The sequence below is a fragment of the Mesorhizobium argentiipisi (SeqCode) genome, assembly GCF_037179585.1.
Taxonomy (GTDB): domain Bacteria; phylum Pseudomonadota; class Alphaproteobacteria; order Rhizobiales; family Rhizobiaceae; genus Mesorhizobium; species Mesorhizobium argentiipisi.
This window is the reverse complement of sequence record NZ_JAPYKO010000012.1, coordinates 1-13,513: the sequence shown is the minus strand read 5'-3', so window position 1 is coordinate 13,513 and position 13,513 is coordinate 1. Positions and strand designations below refer to the sequence as shown.

At 62.9% G+C, this 13,513-nt stretch carries 26 protein-coding genes; all 26 read right to left on the bottom strand.

The window, feature by feature from the left end:
• Nucleotides 1-88: 88 nt before the first annotated feature.
• On the bottom strand, nucleotides 89-478 hold the full coding sequence (gene rpsK, locus O7A05_RS17660) for a 30S ribosomal protein S11 (RefSeq protein ID WP_006205444.1): 390 nt from the start codon (nucleotides 476-478) through the stop codon (nucleotides 89-91).
• A gap of 126 nt (nucleotides 479-604) precedes the next feature.
• Nucleotides 605-973, bottom strand: coding sequence for a 30S ribosomal protein S13 (gene rpsM, locus O7A05_RS17655; RefSeq protein ID WP_027170351.1), 369 nt, complete (start codon nucleotides 971-973; stop codon nucleotides 605-607).
• A gap of 233 nt (nucleotides 974-1,206) precedes the next feature.
• Entirely contained in the window at nucleotides 1,207-1,797 is a 591-nt protein-coding gene (locus O7A05_RS17650) for an adenylate kinase (protein WP_337094292.1), read from the bottom strand.
• A complete protein-coding gene (secY, locus tag O7A05_RS17645; protein ID WP_224582532.1) occupies nucleotides 1,794-3,134 on the bottom strand; it encodes a preprotein translocase subunit SecY in 1,341 nt (446 codons plus the stop codon). The genes O7A05_RS17650 and secY overlap by 4 nt, the downstream gene beginning before the upstream one ends.
• A gap of 255 nt (nucleotides 3,135-3,389) precedes the next feature.
• A complete protein-coding gene (gene rplO / locus O7A05_RS17640; RefSeq protein WP_224509819.1) occupies nucleotides 3,390-3,863 on the bottom strand; it encodes a 50S ribosomal protein L15 in 474 nt (157 codons plus the stop codon).
• A gap of 22 nt (nucleotides 3,864-3,885) precedes the next feature.
• Complete coding sequence (rpmD, locus tag O7A05_RS17635) at nucleotides 3,886-4,083, bottom strand: 50S ribosomal protein L30 (RefSeq protein ID WP_027170355.1); 198 nt, start codon at nucleotides 4,081-4,083, stop codon at nucleotides 3,886-3,888.
• A 25-nt stretch (nucleotides 4,084-4,108) separates the two neighbouring features.
• Entirely contained in the window at nucleotides 4,109-4,678 is a 570-nt protein-coding gene (gene rpsE, locus O7A05_RS17630; protein WP_224582534.1) for a 30S ribosomal protein S5, read from the bottom strand.
• A gap of 77 nt (nucleotides 4,679-4,755) precedes the next feature.
• On the bottom strand, nucleotides 4,756-5,118 hold the full coding sequence (gene rplR, locus O7A05_RS17625; RefSeq protein ID WP_095765507.1) for a 50S ribosomal protein L18: 363 nt from the start codon (nucleotides 5,116-5,118) through the stop codon (nucleotides 4,756-4,758).
• A 138-nt stretch (nucleotides 5,119-5,256) separates the two neighbouring features.
• Complete coding sequence (gene rplF, locus O7A05_RS17620; RefSeq protein ID WP_095818135.1) at nucleotides 5,257-5,790, bottom strand: 50S ribosomal protein L6; 534 nt, start codon at nucleotides 5,788-5,790, stop codon at nucleotides 5,257-5,259.
• Between the two features lie 90 nt (nucleotides 5,791-5,880).
• Nucleotides 5,881-6,279: a 30S ribosomal protein S8 gene (gene rpsH / locus O7A05_RS17615; protein ID WP_042642201.1), complete on the bottom strand. Its 399-nt coding sequence runs from the start codon at nucleotides 6,277-6,279 to the stop codon at nucleotides 5,881-5,883.
• Between the two features lie 12 nt (nucleotides 6,280-6,291).
• Nucleotides 6,292-6,597, bottom strand: coding sequence for a 30S ribosomal protein S14 (gene rpsN / locus O7A05_RS17610; RefSeq protein ID WP_042642199.1), 306 nt, complete (start codon nucleotides 6,595-6,597; stop codon nucleotides 6,292-6,294).
• 26 nt (nucleotides 6,598-6,623) lie between these two features.
• On the bottom strand, nucleotides 6,624-7,202 hold the full coding sequence (gene rplE / locus O7A05_RS17605) for a 50S ribosomal protein L5 (protein ID WP_095765509.1): 579 nt from the start codon (nucleotides 7,200-7,202) through the stop codon (nucleotides 6,624-6,626).
• On the bottom strand, nucleotides 7,195-7,509 hold the full coding sequence (rplX, locus tag O7A05_RS17600; protein ID WP_042642195.1) for a 50S ribosomal protein L24: 315 nt from the start codon (nucleotides 7,507-7,509) through the stop codon (nucleotides 7,195-7,197). The genes rplE and rplX overlap by 8 nt, the downstream gene beginning before the upstream one ends.
• A 12-nt stretch (nucleotides 7,510-7,521) precedes the next feature.
• Nucleotides 7,522-7,890, bottom strand: a complete 369-nt coding sequence (rplN, locus tag O7A05_RS17595) for a 50S ribosomal protein L14 (RefSeq protein WP_006205457.1) — start codon at nucleotides 7,888-7,890, stop codon at nucleotides 7,522-7,524.
• Between the two features lie 82 nt (nucleotides 7,891-7,972).
• Nucleotides 7,973-8,212: a 30S ribosomal protein S17 gene (gene rpsQ / locus O7A05_RS17590; protein WP_023675136.1), complete on the bottom strand. Its 240-nt coding sequence runs from the start codon at nucleotides 8,210-8,212 to the stop codon at nucleotides 7,973-7,975.
• Between the two features lie 11 nt (nucleotides 8,213-8,223).
• Nucleotides 8,224-8,424, bottom strand: coding sequence for a 50S ribosomal protein L29 (rpmC, locus tag O7A05_RS17585; RefSeq protein ID WP_042642190.1), 201 nt, complete (start codon nucleotides 8,422-8,424; stop codon nucleotides 8,224-8,226).
• A 12-nt stretch (nucleotides 8,425-8,436) separates the two neighbouring features.
• Complete coding sequence (rplP, locus tag O7A05_RS17580; RefSeq protein ID WP_027170364.1) at nucleotides 8,437-8,850, bottom strand: 50S ribosomal protein L16; 414 nt, start codon at nucleotides 8,848-8,850, stop codon at nucleotides 8,437-8,439.
• A 27-nt stretch (nucleotides 8,851-8,877) separates the two neighbouring features.
• The gene (rpsC, locus tag O7A05_RS17575) at nucleotides 8,878-9,609 is read right to left on the bottom strand and encodes a 30S ribosomal protein S3 (RefSeq protein ID WP_040983028.1); all 732 of its coding nucleotides are present in this window, start codon (nucleotides 9,607-9,609) and stop codon (nucleotides 8,878-8,880) included.
• Nucleotides 9,609-9,998 carry a 50S ribosomal protein L22 gene (gene rplV, locus O7A05_RS17570; protein WP_010909277.1) on the bottom strand — a complete coding sequence of 130 codons (390 nt, stop codon included), beginning with the start codon at nucleotides 9,996-9,998 and terminating at the stop codon, nucleotides 9,609-9,611. Before rplV ends, rpsC begins: the two co-directional genes overlap by 1 nt.
• Before the next feature lie 2 nt (nucleotides 9,999-10,000).
• A complete protein-coding gene (gene rpsS, locus O7A05_RS17565) occupies nucleotides 10,001-10,279 on the bottom strand; it encodes a 30S ribosomal protein S19 (protein WP_015317982.1) in 279 nt (92 codons plus the stop codon).
• A gap of 16 nt (nucleotides 10,280-10,295) precedes the next feature.
• Nucleotides 10,296-11,129, bottom strand: a complete 834-nt coding sequence (rplB, locus tag O7A05_RS17560; protein ID WP_126084116.1) for a 50S ribosomal protein L2 — start codon at nucleotides 11,127-11,129, stop codon at nucleotides 10,296-10,298.
• A 22-nt stretch (nucleotides 11,130-11,151) separates the two neighbouring features.
• Nucleotides 11,152-11,445, bottom strand: a complete 294-nt coding sequence (locus O7A05_RS17555) for a 50S ribosomal protein L23 (protein WP_040983033.1) — start codon at nucleotides 11,443-11,445, stop codon at nucleotides 11,152-11,154.
• A complete protein-coding gene (gene rplD, locus O7A05_RS17550) occupies nucleotides 11,442-12,062 on the bottom strand; it encodes a 50S ribosomal protein L4 (RefSeq protein WP_224582537.1) in 621 nt (206 codons plus the stop codon). The genes O7A05_RS17555 and rplD overlap by 4 nt, the downstream gene beginning before the upstream one ends.
• A complete protein-coding gene (gene rplC, locus O7A05_RS17545) occupies nucleotides 12,062-12,778 on the bottom strand; it encodes a 50S ribosomal protein L3 (protein ID WP_224509813.1) in 717 nt (238 codons plus the stop codon). Before rplC ends, rplD begins: the two co-directional genes overlap by 1 nt.
• A 59-nt stretch (nucleotides 12,779-12,837) precedes the next feature.
• On the bottom strand, nucleotides 12,838-13,146 hold the full coding sequence (gene rpsJ, locus O7A05_RS17540) for a 30S ribosomal protein S10 (protein ID WP_006205468.1): 309 nt from the start codon (nucleotides 13,144-13,146) through the stop codon (nucleotides 12,838-12,840).
• A 68-nt stretch (nucleotides 13,147-13,214) separates the two neighbouring features.
• Nucleotides 13,215-13,513 (bottom strand): EF-Tu C-terminal domain-related protein (locus O7A05_RS17535; RefSeq protein ID WP_463151207.1); only part of this gene is annotated, 299 nt, incomplete at its 5' end.

The window sequence follows — 13,513 nt, the reverse complement described above, 5'->3', positions numbered from 1 at the left end:
CCTTCCTTTGCCCCGCCACCATCCAATCGTGGCGGGCGACACGGAAAACCGCGGAGGAACGCCGTGGCGTTCGCGCGGCGTTTAAAAATCAGACGCGGCGCTTCTTGCGCGGACGGCAGCCATTGTGCGGGATCGGCGTCACGTCGCGGATCGAGGTGATGGTGAAGCCTGCGGCCTGCAGCGCGCGAAGGGCCGATTCACGGCCGGAGCCGGGTCCGCAGACCTCGACCTCGAGCATGCGCATGCCATGTTCCTGCGCCTTCTTGGCGACGTCTTCGGCAGCCATCTGGGCAGCGAACGGGGTCGACTTGCGCGAACCCTTGAAGCCCTGCGCACCGGCCGACGACCAGGCAATCGAATTGCCCTGCGCGTCGGTGATGGTGATCATGGTGTTGTTGAAGGTCGAATTGACGTGGGCGACGCCCGACGAGATGTTCTTGCGTTCGCGACGGCGAACACGAGCGGCTTCCTTGGCCATGGTAGTCCTTTCAGTTGATCTCTACACCGCCGTAATGCCAGCGGCTCCACCTTGGAAAAGCGAGTAGTGAGTAGGGAATAGCGAATAGGGTCCCTACTCGCTAACGGCTACTCGCTATTCGCTCAATTACTTCTTCTTGCCGGCGATCGCCTTGGCCGGGCCTTTGCGGGTGCGCGCATTGGTGTGCGTGCGCTGGCCTCGGACCGGCAGCGAGCGGCGGTGACGCAGGCCGCGGTAGCAGCCGAGGTCCATGAGCCGCTTGATGTTCATCGAGACTTCGCGGCGCAGGTCGCCTTCGACCTGGTAGTCGCGGTCGATCGTCTCGCGGATCTGCAGCACTTCCGCGTCGGTCAGTTGGTTGACGCGGCGGTCCGCCGGGATGCCGACCTTGTCGACGATCTCCTGGGCAAACTTCTTGCCGATGCCGTGAATGTACTGAAGCGCAATGACGACGCGCTTGTTGGTCGGAATGTTGACGCCGGCTATACGAGCCATTTTCTTCTCTTTCTCCATGTGGGCCGGGCAAGCCCGGCGCTGTCGAAGTTGCCCCGCGTCCGGTGGAGGCCGGCCCTTGCGGGAGTTTCCTGGTTCAAAGCGGATGCCTTGCCCGCAAGGGCAAGCAAAGTCCATGCCTGATAGGAAGACGGGCCGCCATACCCCAACGGCCCACTCCAGTCAAGCGCAATCGTCAATTGCCGCCAAGCGCAATCTTCAATTGTCGGCGCAGCCTACTTCGCCGCGGCCGCGAGCACCTTGCCGATCTCGGCGGTCACGGCATCGATACTGGCCATGCCGTCGACGGTCTTGAGCTTGCCTTTGGCGTAGTAGTAGCCGGTCAGCGGCGCCGTCTTCTTGTAGTATTCGCGCAGGCGTTCCTCGAACACCTCCGGATTGTCGTCCTTGCGCACCGGCTGGCCGGCAGCCTTGGCGTCCTCGGCGCGTTTGACGATTCGGCCAACCAGCGCCTTGTCGTCGACGACCAGCTCGATGACGGTGTCGAGCGCAATGCCGCGCTCGGCAAGCATCGCCTCGACCGCGTCCGCCTGGACCAGCGTGCGCGGATAGCCGTCGAGAATGAAGCCCTTGGCGCAATCCGGCTGATCGATGCGTTCGGCGACGATGGCGTTGACGATCGTATCCGAGACCAGCTCACCGGCATCCATTACCGCCTTGGCACGCTTGCCGACCTCGGTTCCGGCCTGGACGGCGGCACGCAGCATGTCGCCCGTCGAGAGCTGCGGGATGCCGTATTCTTCTACCAGTCTTTGTGCTTGCGTCCCCTTGCCCGCTCCTGGCGGCCCAAGCAATATCAGCCTCATCTGCTCCTCTTACCCCCGCGCAACTTCGACTTCTTGATCAGGCCCTCATACTGGTGCGCGATCAGGTGGCCCTGAATCTGCGCCACCGTGTCGAGCGTGACACTGACCACGATCAGAAGCGATGTGCCACCGAGATAGAAAGGTACGCCAGTCGCCGAAATCAGGAACTCCGGCAGCAGACAGACCAGCACCAGGTAAATGGCGCCGACGACGGTGATACGCGTCAGAACATAGTCGATATAGTCGGCCGTGCGCTCACCCGGACGATAGCCCGGGATGAAGCCGGAATGCTTCTTGAGCTGGTCGGCCGTGTCCTTCGGATTGAAGACGATCGCCGTGTAGAAGAAGGCGAAGAAGACGATCATGCCCGCATAGAAGATCATGTAGAGCGGCTGGCCGTGGCCGAGCGAGGCCAGGATCGTGCTTGCCCAGGCCGGCATGTTGGTTGCCTGCGAGAAGCCCGCGACGGTAGCCGGCAGAAGCAGCAGCGAGGACGCGAAGATCGGCGGGATGACGCCCGAGGTGTTGAGCTTCAGCGGCAAATGCGAGGTATCGCCCTGGAACATGCGGTTGCCGACCTGGCGCTTCGGATACTGGATGAGCAGGCGGCGCTGCGCGCGCTCGAAAAAGACGATGAGCGCAATGACGATAATGGCCAGAACGATGATTGCGAGGATGAGGCCCGTCGACAGCGCGCCGGTGCGGCCGAGCTCCAGCGTGCCGGAGATCGCCCGCGGCAGGCCGGCGACGATGCCGGAGAAGATGATCAGTGAAATGCCGTTGCCGATGCCGCGCGCCGTGATCTGCTCGCCGAGCCACATCAGGAACATGGTGCCGCCGACCAGCGTGACGACGGTCGAGATGCGGAAGAACATCCCGGGATCGTTGACGATGCCGTTGCCGCCCTCGAGGCCGATCGAAATGCCGTAGGCTTGGATCAGCGCCAGAAGCACGGTGCCGTAGCGCGTGTACTGGTTGATGATCTTGCGGCCCTGCTCGCCTTCCTTCTTCAGCGCTTCCAGCGACGGGATGACCGAGGTCATCAGCTGCATGATGATGGAGGCGGAAATGTAGGGCATGATGCCCAGCGCGAAGATCGCCATGCGCTGCACGGCGCCGCCGGCGAACATGTTGAACATGCCGAGCACGCCCTTGCTCTGCGAGGAGAAGGCCTGGGCGAAAGCGTCGGGGTTGATGCCGGGAAGCGGGATATAGGTGCCGAGGCGGTAGACGAGCAGCGCGCCGATGGTGAACCAGATGCGCTTCTTGAGATCCTCGGCCTTGGCGAAGGCCGCAAAATTCAGATTGGAGGCTAGTTGTTCAGCAGCCGAAGCCATGCCTGATTCTCCGCTAGAGCATGATGCCGAAAAATATGGAGCGGTTTTCGGACGATATCATGCTCTACTTCATTGATTTCTGTGTCACGCTCTATGCCCGCAGTTCAGGCGCGCGTGTCACCGAAGCTCACGAGATAAGCTCCGGACCTTAAACATGCAAGCGGCCGCGTTGACGCGGCCGCCCAATTCATCTGGTCAAAGCGCGGTTCGACGGAAAATGCGAATCATCCCGGTCCGTCGCGCTTCAAATCGCCGTTACTCGGCGGCGGCCGCTTCCGGCAGCTTCACCGAACCGCCGGCCTTCTCGATCTTCTCGATCGCGGCCTTGGAGGCGCCGGCGACGTCGAAGGAGAGCTTGGCCTTGAGTTCGCCGTCGGACAGCACGCGCACGCCGTCCTTGGCGCGGCGGATGACGCCGGCGGCAACCAGGGCCTCGGCCGTCACGGCCGCCTTGGCGTCAAGCTTCTTGGCGTCGATCGCCGCCTGGATCTTGGCCAGGGACACAATCGCGAAGCTCTTGCCGAACAGGTTGTTGAAGCCGCGCTTCGGCAGGCGCCGGTAGAGCGGCATCTGGCCACCCTCGAAGCCGTTGATGGCAACGCCCGAACGGGCCTTCTGGCCCTTGACGCCGCGACCGGCGGTCTTGCCGGAGCCGGAGCCGATGCCGCGACCGAGGCGCTTCTTGGAGTGCGTGGCGCCGTCCTTGTCACGCAGATCGTTGAGTTTCATCATTCTTCTCCTGCGCTTCCGTTCAGGCCTCGTCCACCACGCGGACGAGGTGCTGGACGGCGGCGATCATGCCGCGCACGGAAGGGGTGTCTTCCAGCGTGCGCCGCTTGTGCATCTTGTTCAGGCCGAGGCCGACCAGCGTCGCGCGCTGCTCCTTCGGCCGGCGGATCGGGGAGCCGATCTGCTCGACGGTAATGGTCTTGGTAGCTTTCTTGGCCATGGTCGAAATCCCTGGTCAGCGTCGACTATTCTTCAGCCGCAACGGCGGAGCCGCGGCGGGCCTGAAGGGTCGAGTACTTGATGCCACGCGCGGCAGCCACATCCTTCGGATGCATCTGGCTCTTCAGCGCGTCGAAAGTGGCGCGAACCATGTTGTAGGGGTTCGACGAACCCATCGACTTGGCGACCACGTCATGCATGCCGAGCGTCTCGAAGACGGCGCGCATCGGGCCGCCGGCGATGATGCCGGTACCCTGCTTGGCGGCGCGCAGCAGAACGCGTCCGGCGCCCCAACGGCCCTCGACGTCATGATGCAGCGTGCGGCCCGAACGCAGCGGCACGAAGATCATGTCGCGCTTGGCCGATTCGGTCGCCTTGCGGATGGCTTCCGGCACTTCGCGCGCCTTGCCGTGGCCGAACCCGACGCGGCCCTTCTGGTCGCCGACGACGACGAGAGCGGCAAAGCCGAAACGACGGCCACCCTTCACTACCTTGGCGACGCGGTTGATGTGGACGAGCTTGTCCACCATGCCGTCGTCACGCTCTTCGCGTTCACGCTCTCGGCCGCGGCCGCCTTCTCTACGTTCCTGTGCCATATCCTAGTCCTTGTTCTTTTCCGGAAGCACGGGTTGCTAATTACTGACGCCGCCTTTGGGTCGTCAGCGGCGAAAAATCAGAAGCTGAGACCGCCTTCGCGGGCAGCCTCGGCCAGCGCCTTGACGCGACCGTGATAAATATACGGGCCGCGGTCGAAGACGACTTCCTTGACGCCCGCCTTGGCGGCGCGCTCGGCGATCAGCTTGCCGACGGCAGCGGCGGCAGCGGTGTCGGCGCCGGTCTTGAGCGAACCCTTGAGGTCCTTCTCGAGCGTCGAGGCGGCGGCCAGCGTGTGGCCGTTGGCGTCGTCGATCACCTGAACGTAAATGTTCTTCGACGTGCGGTGCACCGAAAGCCGCGGACGCTCGCCGGCGACCTTCTTCAGCTGGCGGCGCACGCGCTGCGCGCGGCGTTGGATGGTTTCTTTGGGGCTTGCCATAATGTCAGTTCCTTGCCTTCAGAAAACGGGGGCAACCCTGTGCGGTAGGCCAAGCCTCCCGCGGCCGCTCCCCGCGGGCGTTACACTTCTCCGGCTTGGCCTTTCCGAAAAGTCTGCGCCTTTTCGGGGCCAGGCCAATTACTTCTTCTTGCCTTCCTTGCGCACGATGCGCTCGTCGGCATAGCGCACGCCCTTGCCCTTGTAGGGCTCGGGACCGCGATATTCGCGGATCTCGGCGGCGACCTGGCCGACCTGCTGCTTATCAATACCCGAGACCGTGATTTCGGTCGGCTTCGGCACCGTGATGGTGATGCCCTGGGGCGTCTCATAGACCACGTCGTGGCTGAAGCCGAGCGCCAGCTGCAGGTTCTTGCCCTGCAACGCCGCGCGATAGCCGACGCCGGTGATCTCGAGCTTCTTCTCGAAGCCGTCCTTCACGCCCTGCAGGATGTTGACGATCTGCGTGCGCGACATGCCCCACTTCGAGCGGGCGTTCTTGGTCTGGTCGCGCGGCTCGACGGAGATCTCGTTGTTCTCCATCTTCACCAGTACTTCGTCGTTCACCACGAACTTCAGCTCGCCCTTGGGGCCCTTCGCCGTCACGGTCTGGCCGTTGACGGAGGCGGTCACGCCCTGCGGCAGCGAAACGGGTTTCTTTCCGATACGAGACATTTTGTTGTCCTCGTCACTTCTTTGGTTTCAGGTTCCAGTTCCCGGGCGCGATCCCGAGAACCGAAGCCCATTCATCAATCTCGCGCCGGATCAGAAGATCTGGCAGAGAATCTCGCCGCCGACATTCTGCTCGCGCGCTTCATGGTCGGCCATGACGCCCTTCGGCGTCGAGAGAATGGCGATGCCGAGGCCGTTGGCGACCTGCGGGATCGACTTGGCCGAGACATAGACGCGGCGGCCAGGCTTCGAGACGCGCTCGATCTCGCGCACCACCGGGGCACCGTCGAAATATTTCAGCTCGATCTCGATTTCCGACTTGCCGTTTTCGAAGTCGGTCTGGCTGTAGTCGCGGATATAGCCTTCCGACTTCAGCACTTCGAGGACGCGGGCACGCAGACGCGAGGCCGGGGTCGAAACGCTCGACTTCTTGCGGCCATAGGCGTTGCGGATGCGGGTCAGCATATCGCCGAGAGGATCGCTCAATGACATCTCAGTGTCTCCTTACCAGCTCGACTTGACCAGGCCCGGGATCTGGCCGGTATTGCCCAGATCGCGAAGCGCGATACGCGAAAGCTTAAGCTTGCGATAATAGGCGCGCGGACGGCCCGTCACCTCGCAGCGGTTGCGGATGCGGATCTTGGCCGAGTTGCGCGGCAGCGCCGAAAGCTTCAACTGGGCGCGGAAACGCTCTTCCATCGGCTTGGACTGATCCATGATGATGGCCTTGAGCGCCGTGCGCTTGGCGGCGTACTGGTCGGCGAGCTTGCGGCGCCGGTTGTTCTTCTCGACTGAGCTGGTCTTTGCCATTTCAGATTTTTCCTTTTTCGCTGCCGTTACTGGCGGAAGGGGAAGTTGAAGGCCTTGAGCAGCGCTCTGGCCTCGTCATCCGTCTTCGCCGTCGTACAAACGATGACGTCCATGCCCCAGACCTGATCAACCTTGTCGTAATTGATCTCCGGGAACACGATGTGTTCCTTGATGCCCATGGCGTAGTTGCCACGGCCGTCAAAGCTTTTCGGGTTCAGTCCGCGGAAGTCGCGAACGCGCGGCAGCGCGATGTTCACGAGGCGGTCGAGGAACTCGTACATGCGTTCCTTGCGCAGCGTGACCTTGGCGCCGATCGGCATGTTCTCGCGCACCTTGAAGCCGGCAATCGAGTTGCGGGCGCGGGTGACGACGGCCTTCTGGCCGGCGATCAGCGCCAGATCCTCGGCCGCGACGGAGGGCTTCTTGGAGTCTGCGGTTGCTTCGCCTACACCCATATTCAGCACGATCTTGTCGATGCGCGGAACCTGCATGTCGTTGTCGTAGCCGAACTGCTCCTGCATCGCCTTGCGGATGGTCTCGTTGTAGACCTTCTTGAGGCGCGGCTCGTTCTTGGCAGTTGCCTGCTTGGTTTCAGCCTTAGCCATTGATGACTTCTCCCGAACGCTTGGCGACGCGCACCTTCTTGCCATCCTTCTGGATGGTGAAGCCGACGCGGGTCGGCTTGCCGTCCTTGGGGTCGGCCAGCGCGATATTCGACAGGTGGATCGGCGCTTCCTTGGTGATGATCCCGCCCTCTTGGGACTGGGTCTGCTTCTGGTGACGGCGAATGAGGTTCACGCCACGGACAACCGCGGTGTCTTCCTTCGGCTGCACCGACAGGACTTCGCCCGAACGGCCCTTGTCCTTGCCGGCAAGCACGACGACCTTGTCGCCTTTTTTGATCTTTTGCATTGGTCCGGCTCCTTACAGCACTTCAGGCGCGAGCGAGATGATCTTCATGTGGTTCTTGGCGCGCAATTCGCGCGGAACCGGTCCGAAGATACGGGTGCCGATCGGCTCTTTCTTATTGTCGACGAGAACGGCCGCGTTCTTGTCGAAACGGATCACGCTGCCGTCCGGGCGGCGGATGTCCTTGGCCGTGCGAACCACGACCGCCTTCATCACATCGCCCTTCTTAACGCGGCCGCGCGGAATGGCTTCCTTGATCGACACCACGATGATGTCGCCGACGGAGGCATATTTCCGCTTCGAGCCGCCCAGCACCTTGATGCACATGACACGACGGGCGCCGGAATTGTCCGCGACGTCGAGGTTTGTTTGCATCTGAATCATGACTGGCCGCCTTCTTCTTTTCTAACGGGACGGGTTCTTCACCCCTCCCCGGTCTGTCCAAAATTCGGTTCGTTCGCCCGGATCAAGCCTGATCCGAAGAGACGACAACCCAGCGCTTGTCCTTCGAAATCGGCTTCGATTCCTGGATGAACACCTGGTCGCCGACCTTGTGAGCGTTGTTCTCGTCGTGCGCCTTGTACTTCTTGGTCATGCGCACGGTCTTCTTCATCACTGGATGGGTGAAGCGACGTTCGACCTTGACCACGACCGTCTTCTCGTTCTTGTCGCTGACGACGGTGCCCTGCAGGATGCGCTTTGGCATGGTTCTCGTCCTTAACCCTTCTTGGCCGCGGCTTTTTCCGCGGCGATGGTCTTGATGCGCGCGATGTCCTTGCGGACCTGCTTCACGCGCGCGGTCTTTTCGAGCTGGCCGGTGGCCTTCTGGAAGCGCAGGTTGAACTGCTCCTTCTTGAGAGCGGCCAGGTCGTCGGTCAGCTGATCCTGGGTCTTGGTCCGGATGTCTTCGGCTTTCATGATCGCCTGTCCTTATTCTGCGATGCGCTGCACGAAGCGCGTCTTGACCGAGAGCTTGGCGGCGCCGAGACGCAGCGCTTCACGAGCGGTCTCCTCGCTGACGCCGTCGATCTCGAACATGATACGGCCGGGCTTGACGCGTGCCGCCCAATAGTCGACGGCGCCCTTGCCCTTACCCATGCGGACTTCGGTCGGCTTCGAGGTGACCGGCAGGTCCGGGAACACCCGGATCCAGACGCGGCCGGCGCGCTTCATCTCGCGGGTGATCGCGCGGCGGGCCGCCTCGATCTCGCGCGCGGTGACGCGGTTCGGCTCAAGCGCCTTCAGCCCGAAACCGCCGAAATCCAGGTTGGTGCCGCCCTTGGCGGTACCGTGGATACGGCCCTTGAACTGCTTGCGGAACTTTGTGCGCTTTGGCTGCAGCATCGTTCTAACTCCAAATTCTCAAATGTCTCAGGCGTTCTCGCGACGGCGGCCGCGTTCGCGCTCGCCACCAGCACCGCCGCCATGCGCGGCATCACCTTCGGTTGCACGGCGCTCGGAGGCCATCGGGTCATGCTCGAGGATCTCGCCCTTGAACACCCACACCTTGACGCCGCAGATACCATAGGCCGTGTTCGCCTCGGCCGTGCCGTAGTCGACATCGGCGCGCAGCGTATGCAGCGGCACGCGGCCTTCGCGGTACCACTCCATGCGCGCGATTTCGGCGCCGCCGAGACGGCCGGAGCAGTTGATGCGGATGCCTTCGGCGCCGAGACGCATGGCCGACTGAACGGCACGCTTCATGGCACGGCGGAACGCGATGCGGCGCTCGAGCTGCTGGGCAATCGACTGGGCGATCAGCGTGGCGTCGATTTCCGGCTTGCGCACTTCAACGATGTTGAGATGCGTTTCGGACTTCGTCATCTCGGTCAGCTTCTTGCGAAGCTTCTCGATGTCGGCGCCCTTCTTGCCGATGATGAGGCCCGGGCGCGCGGCGTGGATGGTGACGCGGCACTTCTTGTGCGGACGCTCGATCACGACCTTGGAGATCGCGGCCTGCTTGAGTTCCTTCTCGAGATACTTGCGGATCTTGAGGTCCTCATGCAGCAGCTGGCCGTACTCGCCGGTGTTCGCGAACCAGCGCGAATCCCAGGTACGGTTGATGCCGAGACGCAGCCCGATCGGATTGACTTTCTGGCCCATTATGCGGCCTCCCCTTTTTCCTCGACTTCACGAACGACGATCGTGAGGTGCGAGAACGGCTTTTCGATACGGCTGGCGCGACCGCGGCCACGAGCGTGGAAACGCTTCATGACGATCGACTTGCCGACATAGGCTTCCGCCACGACCAGCGCATCGACGTCGAGGTCGTGATTGTTTTCCGCGTTGGCGATCGCCGATTCCAGCGTCTTCTTGACCGTGCCGGAAATCCGCTTGGCCGAGAATTCGAGGTCGGAAAGCGCTGTCGCGACCTTCTTGCCGCGGATCAGCGCGGCAACCAGGTTCAGCTTCTGCGGGCTGATACGGATCGTGCGCAGAACGGCACGCGCCTCGTTATCAGCAAGCCTGCGCGGAGCTTTGGCCTTGCCCATGATTATTTCCTCTTCGCCTTCTTATCCGCGCCGTGACCGTAATAGGTCCGGGTCGGAGCGAATTCACCGAACTTGTGGCCGACCATGTCCTCGTTCACCGAGACCGGGACGTGCTTCTGGCCGTTGTAGACACCGAAGGTGAGGCCGACGAACTGCGGCAGGATGGTGGAGCGACGGCTCCACATCTTGATCACCTCATTGCGACCACCTTCACGAACCTTGTCCACCTTCTTGAGAAGGTAGCCGTCGATGAAGGGGCCTTTCCAAATCGAACGAGTCACTTGGCGTTACCTCTTCTTAGCTCTTGCGCTGATGGCGCGAGCGCAGGATGAACTTGTCGGTCGCCTTGTTGGACCGCGTCTTCTTGCCCTTGGTCGGCTTGCCCCAGGGCGAAACCGGATGACGGCCACCCGAGGTGCGGCCTTCGCCGCCGCCATGCGGATGGTCGACCGGGTTCATGGCCACGCCGCGATTGTGCGGGCGCTTGCCGCGCCACACGGTGCGACCGGCCTTGCCGTCGTTGATGTTGCCGTGGTCGGGGTTCGACACGGCACCGACTGTGGCCATGCAGGAGCCGTGCACGACGCGCTGCTCGCCCGAGTTGAGGCGCAGGATCGCCATGCCCTGGTCGCGGCCGACGAGCTGGGCGTAACCGCCGGCCGAACGGGCGACCTGGCCGCCCTTGCCCGGCTTCAGCTCGATGTTGTGGACGATCGTGCCGACCGGCATCGAGGCCAGCGGCATCGCATTGCCCGGCTTCACGTCAACCGCTTCGCCGGCCACGATCTTGTCGCCGGCAGCCAGGCGCTGCGGAGCCAGGATGTAGGACAGCTCGCCGTCGTCATACTTGATTAGCGCGATGAAGGCGGTGCGGTTCGGATCGTATTCGATACGTTCGACCGTGCCGACGACGTCGTACTTCTTACGCTTGAAGTCGATGATGCGGTACGAACGCTTGTGACCGCCGCCGATGAAGCGGGCGGTGATACGGCCGTAATTGTTGCGGCCGCCCGACTTGGTCAGGCCTTCGGTCAGGCCCTTGACGGGCTTGCCCTTGTAGAGGCCCGAGCGGTCGACGATGACCAGCTGGCGGGTGCTCGGCGTTACCGGGTTGAATTTCTTAAGTGCCATTGTCCTGTCCTCGCGGCCTTGCTCAGAGACCCGTCGCGACGTCGATCGACTGGCCGTCGGCCAGCGTCACAACCGCCTTCTTGACGTCGCCCTGGCGGCCAACAGTGCCGCGGAAGCGCTTGATCTTGCCCTTGCGGACGAGCGTGTTCACAGCCGTCACCTTGACGCCGAAGAGAGCCTCCACGGCAGCCTTGATTTCCGGCTTCGACGCCTTCTTGGCGACGTTGAAGACGACCTGGTTCTGCTCGGAAGCCATGGTCGACTTTTCGGTGATCGCCGGCGAGACGATCACGTCGTAGTGACGGAGGTCGGTCATTTAAAGCGCTCCTCGAGAGCCTCGACGGCGGCCTTCGAAAGGACCAGCGTGCCGCGGCGCAGAATGTCGTAGACGTTGATGCCCTGGATGGGCAGCACGTCGATGTTCGGAATGTTGGTCGCAGCCAGCTTGAAGTTCTGGTCAAGCTCGGCGCCGCCGATCACCAGGGCGTTGGTCAGCCCCAGCGTCTCGAGGTTCGCCACCAGCGCCTTGGTCTTGGCTTCGGCGAGCTTCAGCTCGTCGACGATGATGAGCGAAGCGCTCTTGGCCTTGGCCGAGAGAGCATGCTTGAGGCCAAGCGCACGGACCTTCTTCGGCAGCTCGTGCTCATGGCTGCGAACGACCGGGCCGTGTGCCTTGCCGCCGCCGCGGAACTGCGGAGCGCGAGCCGAGTGGTGACGGGCGCGGCCCGTACCCTTCTGCTTGTACATCTTGGCGCCGGTGCGCGCGATTTCGGCGCGGCCCTTGGCCTTGTGCGTGCCCTGCTGCTTCTTGGCGAGCTGCCAGCGCACGACGCGCTGCAGGATGTCTTCGCGCGGATCAAGGCCGAAAATCTCCTCGGAGAGCTTCACCTTGCCGGCGTCCTTGCCGCCCAGCGTTGTGATCTTGAGATCCATTATTCGGCTCCCTCAGTGGCCGGGGCTTCGTTCTTGGCGGCAGCGGCACGGATCGCGGCCGGCTTCGGCGCATTGGCCGGCAGCGCAACCTTGGCGGCGTCGCGAACCAGGATCCAGGCGCCTTTGACGCCGGGAACCGCGCCGCGGATCAGGATCAGGCCGCGATCGGCGTCGGTCGAGACGACCTCGACATTCTGCGTGGTGACGCGGGTGTCGCCCATGTGGCCGGCCATCTTCTTGCCCTTGAACACCTTGCCGGGGTCCTGGCGCTGGCCGGTCGAACCGTGCGTGCGGTGCGAGACCGAGTTACCGTGGGTCGCGCGGCCACCACCCATGTTGTGCCGCTTGATCACGCCCTGGAAACCCTTGCCGGTCGAGGTGCCGGTGACGTCCACCTTCTGGCCGGCGACGAAATGCTCGACGGTCAGCTCGGCGCCGACGTCGATCATATTGTCGGCCGACACGCGGAACTCGGCGAGCTTCGCCTTCGGCTCGACGGAAGCGGCGGCGAAATGGCCGCGCATCGCCTTCGACGTGTTCTTCACCTTGGCAAGGCCAACGCCGAGCTGGACGGCGGTGTAGCCGTTCTTCTCCTGCGTGCGCTGAGCCACGACCTGGCAGTTCTCCATCTGGAGAACGGTGACGGGAACGTGTTCCCCGGCATCGTTATAGATGCGGGTCATTCCCACCTTCTTTGCAATCACACCTGAACGCATCGGTTCAATTCCTTTAGAGTTGCGGGCCAGGGGCAACGCCCCTTGCCGCGCTCCATTCCTTAGAGCTTGATCTCGACGTCGACACCGGCCGCCAGATCGAGCTTCATCAAAGCATCGACCGTCTGCGGGGTCGGATCGACAATGTCGAGCAGCCGCTTGTGCGTGCGCATTTCGAACTGCTCACGGCTCTTCTTGTCGACGTGGGGCGACCGGTTGACCGTGAATTTTTCGATCCGCGTCGGCAGCGGAATGGGGCCGCGGACGTTGGCGCCGGTGCGCTTGGCGGTCGACACGATTTCGCGCGTCGAGGCGTCGAGCACCCGGTGGTCAAACGCCTTAAGGCGGATGCGGATATTCTGTCCGTTCATGCGTCAATTCCTTGTTCTGGCGCGGCGCGGGCAGCTCCCGCGCCCGCGACAGATCCGTTTCAGTCCAATTATTCCTTGATGGTGACGACGATGCCGGCACCGACGGTGCGGCCGCCTTCACGGATGGCGAAGCGCAGCTTCTCTTCCATCGCGATCGGCACAATCAGCTCGACGTCGACGGTGATGTTGTCGCCGGGCATCACCATCTCGGTGCCGGCCGGCAGCGTCACGATGCCGGTCACGTCCGTCGTGCGGAAGTAGAACTGCGGACGGTAGTTGGTGAAGAACGGCGTGTGACGGCCGCCCTCGTCCTTGGTCAGGATGTAGGCTTCGGCCACGAACTTCTTGTGCGGCTTGACCGAGCCGG

Bases quoted from the DNA above. Each gene is read 5' to 3' on its own strand.
- rplN (WP_006205457.1), bottom strand. From the start codon at position 7,890: ATGATTCAGATGCAAACAAACCTCGACGTCGCGGACAATTCCGGCGCC.
- rplX (WP_042642195.1), bottom strand. From the start codon at position 7,509: ATGCAAAAGATCAAAAAAGGCGACAAGGTCGTCGTGCTTGCCGGCAAG.
- O7A05_RS17650 (WP_337094292.1), bottom strand. From the start codon at position 1,797: ATGAGGCTGATATTGCTTGGGCCGCCAGGAGCGGGCAAGGGGACGCAA.
- rpsH (WP_042642201.1), bottom strand. From the start codon at position 6,279: ATGTCATTGAGCGATCCTCTCGGCGATATGCTGACCCGCATCCGCAAC.
- rplB (WP_126084116.1), bottom strand. From the start codon at position 11,129: ATGGCACTTAAGAAATTCAACCCGGTAACGCCGAGCACCCGCCAGCTG.
- rplV (WP_010909277.1), bottom strand. From the start codon at position 9,998: ATGGGCAAGGCCAAAGCTCCGCGCAGGCTTGCTGATAACGAGGCGCGT.
- rpmD (WP_027170355.1), bottom strand. From the start codon at position 4,083: ATGGCCAAGAAAGCTACCAAGACCATTACCGTCGAGCAGATCGGCTCC.
- rplE (WP_095765509.1), bottom strand. From the start codon at position 7,202: ATGGCTAAGGCTGAAACCAAGCAGGCAACTGCCAAGAACGAGCCGCGC.
- rplD (WP_224582537.1), bottom strand. From the start codon at position 12,062: ATGGATCTCAAGATCACAACGCTGGGCGGCAAGGACGCCGGCAAGGTG.
- rpsN (WP_042642199.1), bottom strand. From the start codon at position 6,597: ATGGCAAAGACCAGCTCAGTCGAGAAGAACAACCGGCGCCGCAAGCTC.
- rpsK (WP_006205444.1), bottom strand. From the start codon at position 478: ATGGCCAAGGAAGCCGCTCGTGTTCGCCGTCGCGAACGCAAGAACATC.
- rplF (WP_095818135.1), bottom strand. From the start codon at position 5,790: ATGTCTCGTATCGGAAAGAAACCCGTTTCGCTGCCGCAGGGCGTGACC.
- O7A05_RS17555 (WP_040983033.1), bottom strand. From the start codon at position 11,445: ATGACCGACCTCCGTCACTACGACGTGATCGTCTCGCCGGCGATCACC.
- rplP (WP_027170364.1), bottom strand. From the start codon at position 8,850: ATGCTGCAGCCAAAGCGCACAAAGTTCCGCAAGCAGTTCAAGGGCCGT.
- secY (WP_224582532.1), bottom strand. From the start codon at position 3,134: ATGGCTTCGGCTGCTGAACAACTAGCCTCCAATCTGAATTTTGCGGCC.
- rplR (WP_095765507.1), bottom strand. From the start codon at position 5,118: ATGGCAAGCCCCAAAGAAACCATCCAACGCCGCGCGCAGCGCGTGCGC.
- rpsJ (WP_006205468.1), bottom strand. From the start codon at position 13,146: ATGAACGGACAGAATATCCGCATCCGCCTTAAGGCGTTTGACCACCGG.
- rpsE (WP_224582534.1), bottom strand. From the start codon at position 4,678: ATGGCACAGGAACGTAGAGAAGGCGGCCGCGGCCGAGAGCGTGAACGC.
- rplC (WP_224509813.1), bottom strand. From the start codon at position 12,778: ATGCGTTCAGGTGTGATTGCAAAGAAGGTGGGAATGACCCGCATCTAT.
- rpsC (WP_040983028.1), bottom strand. From the start codon at position 9,609: ATGGGCCAGAAAGTCAATCCGATCGGGCTGCGTCTCGGCATCAACCGT.
- rpsM (WP_027170351.1), bottom strand. From the start codon at position 973: ATGGCTCGTATAGCCGGCGTCAACATTCCGACCAACAAGCGCGTCGTC.
- rpsQ (WP_023675136.1), bottom strand. From the start codon at position 8,212: ATGCCAAAGCGCATCCTGCAGGGCACCGTCGTCAGCGACAAGAACGAG.
- rpmC (WP_042642190.1), bottom strand. From the start codon at position 8,424: ATGAAAGCCGAAGACATCCGGACCAAGACCCAGGATCAGCTGACCGAC.
- rplO (WP_224509819.1), bottom strand. From the start codon at position 3,863: ATGAAACTCAACGATCTGCGTGACAAGGACGGCGCCACGCACTCCAAG.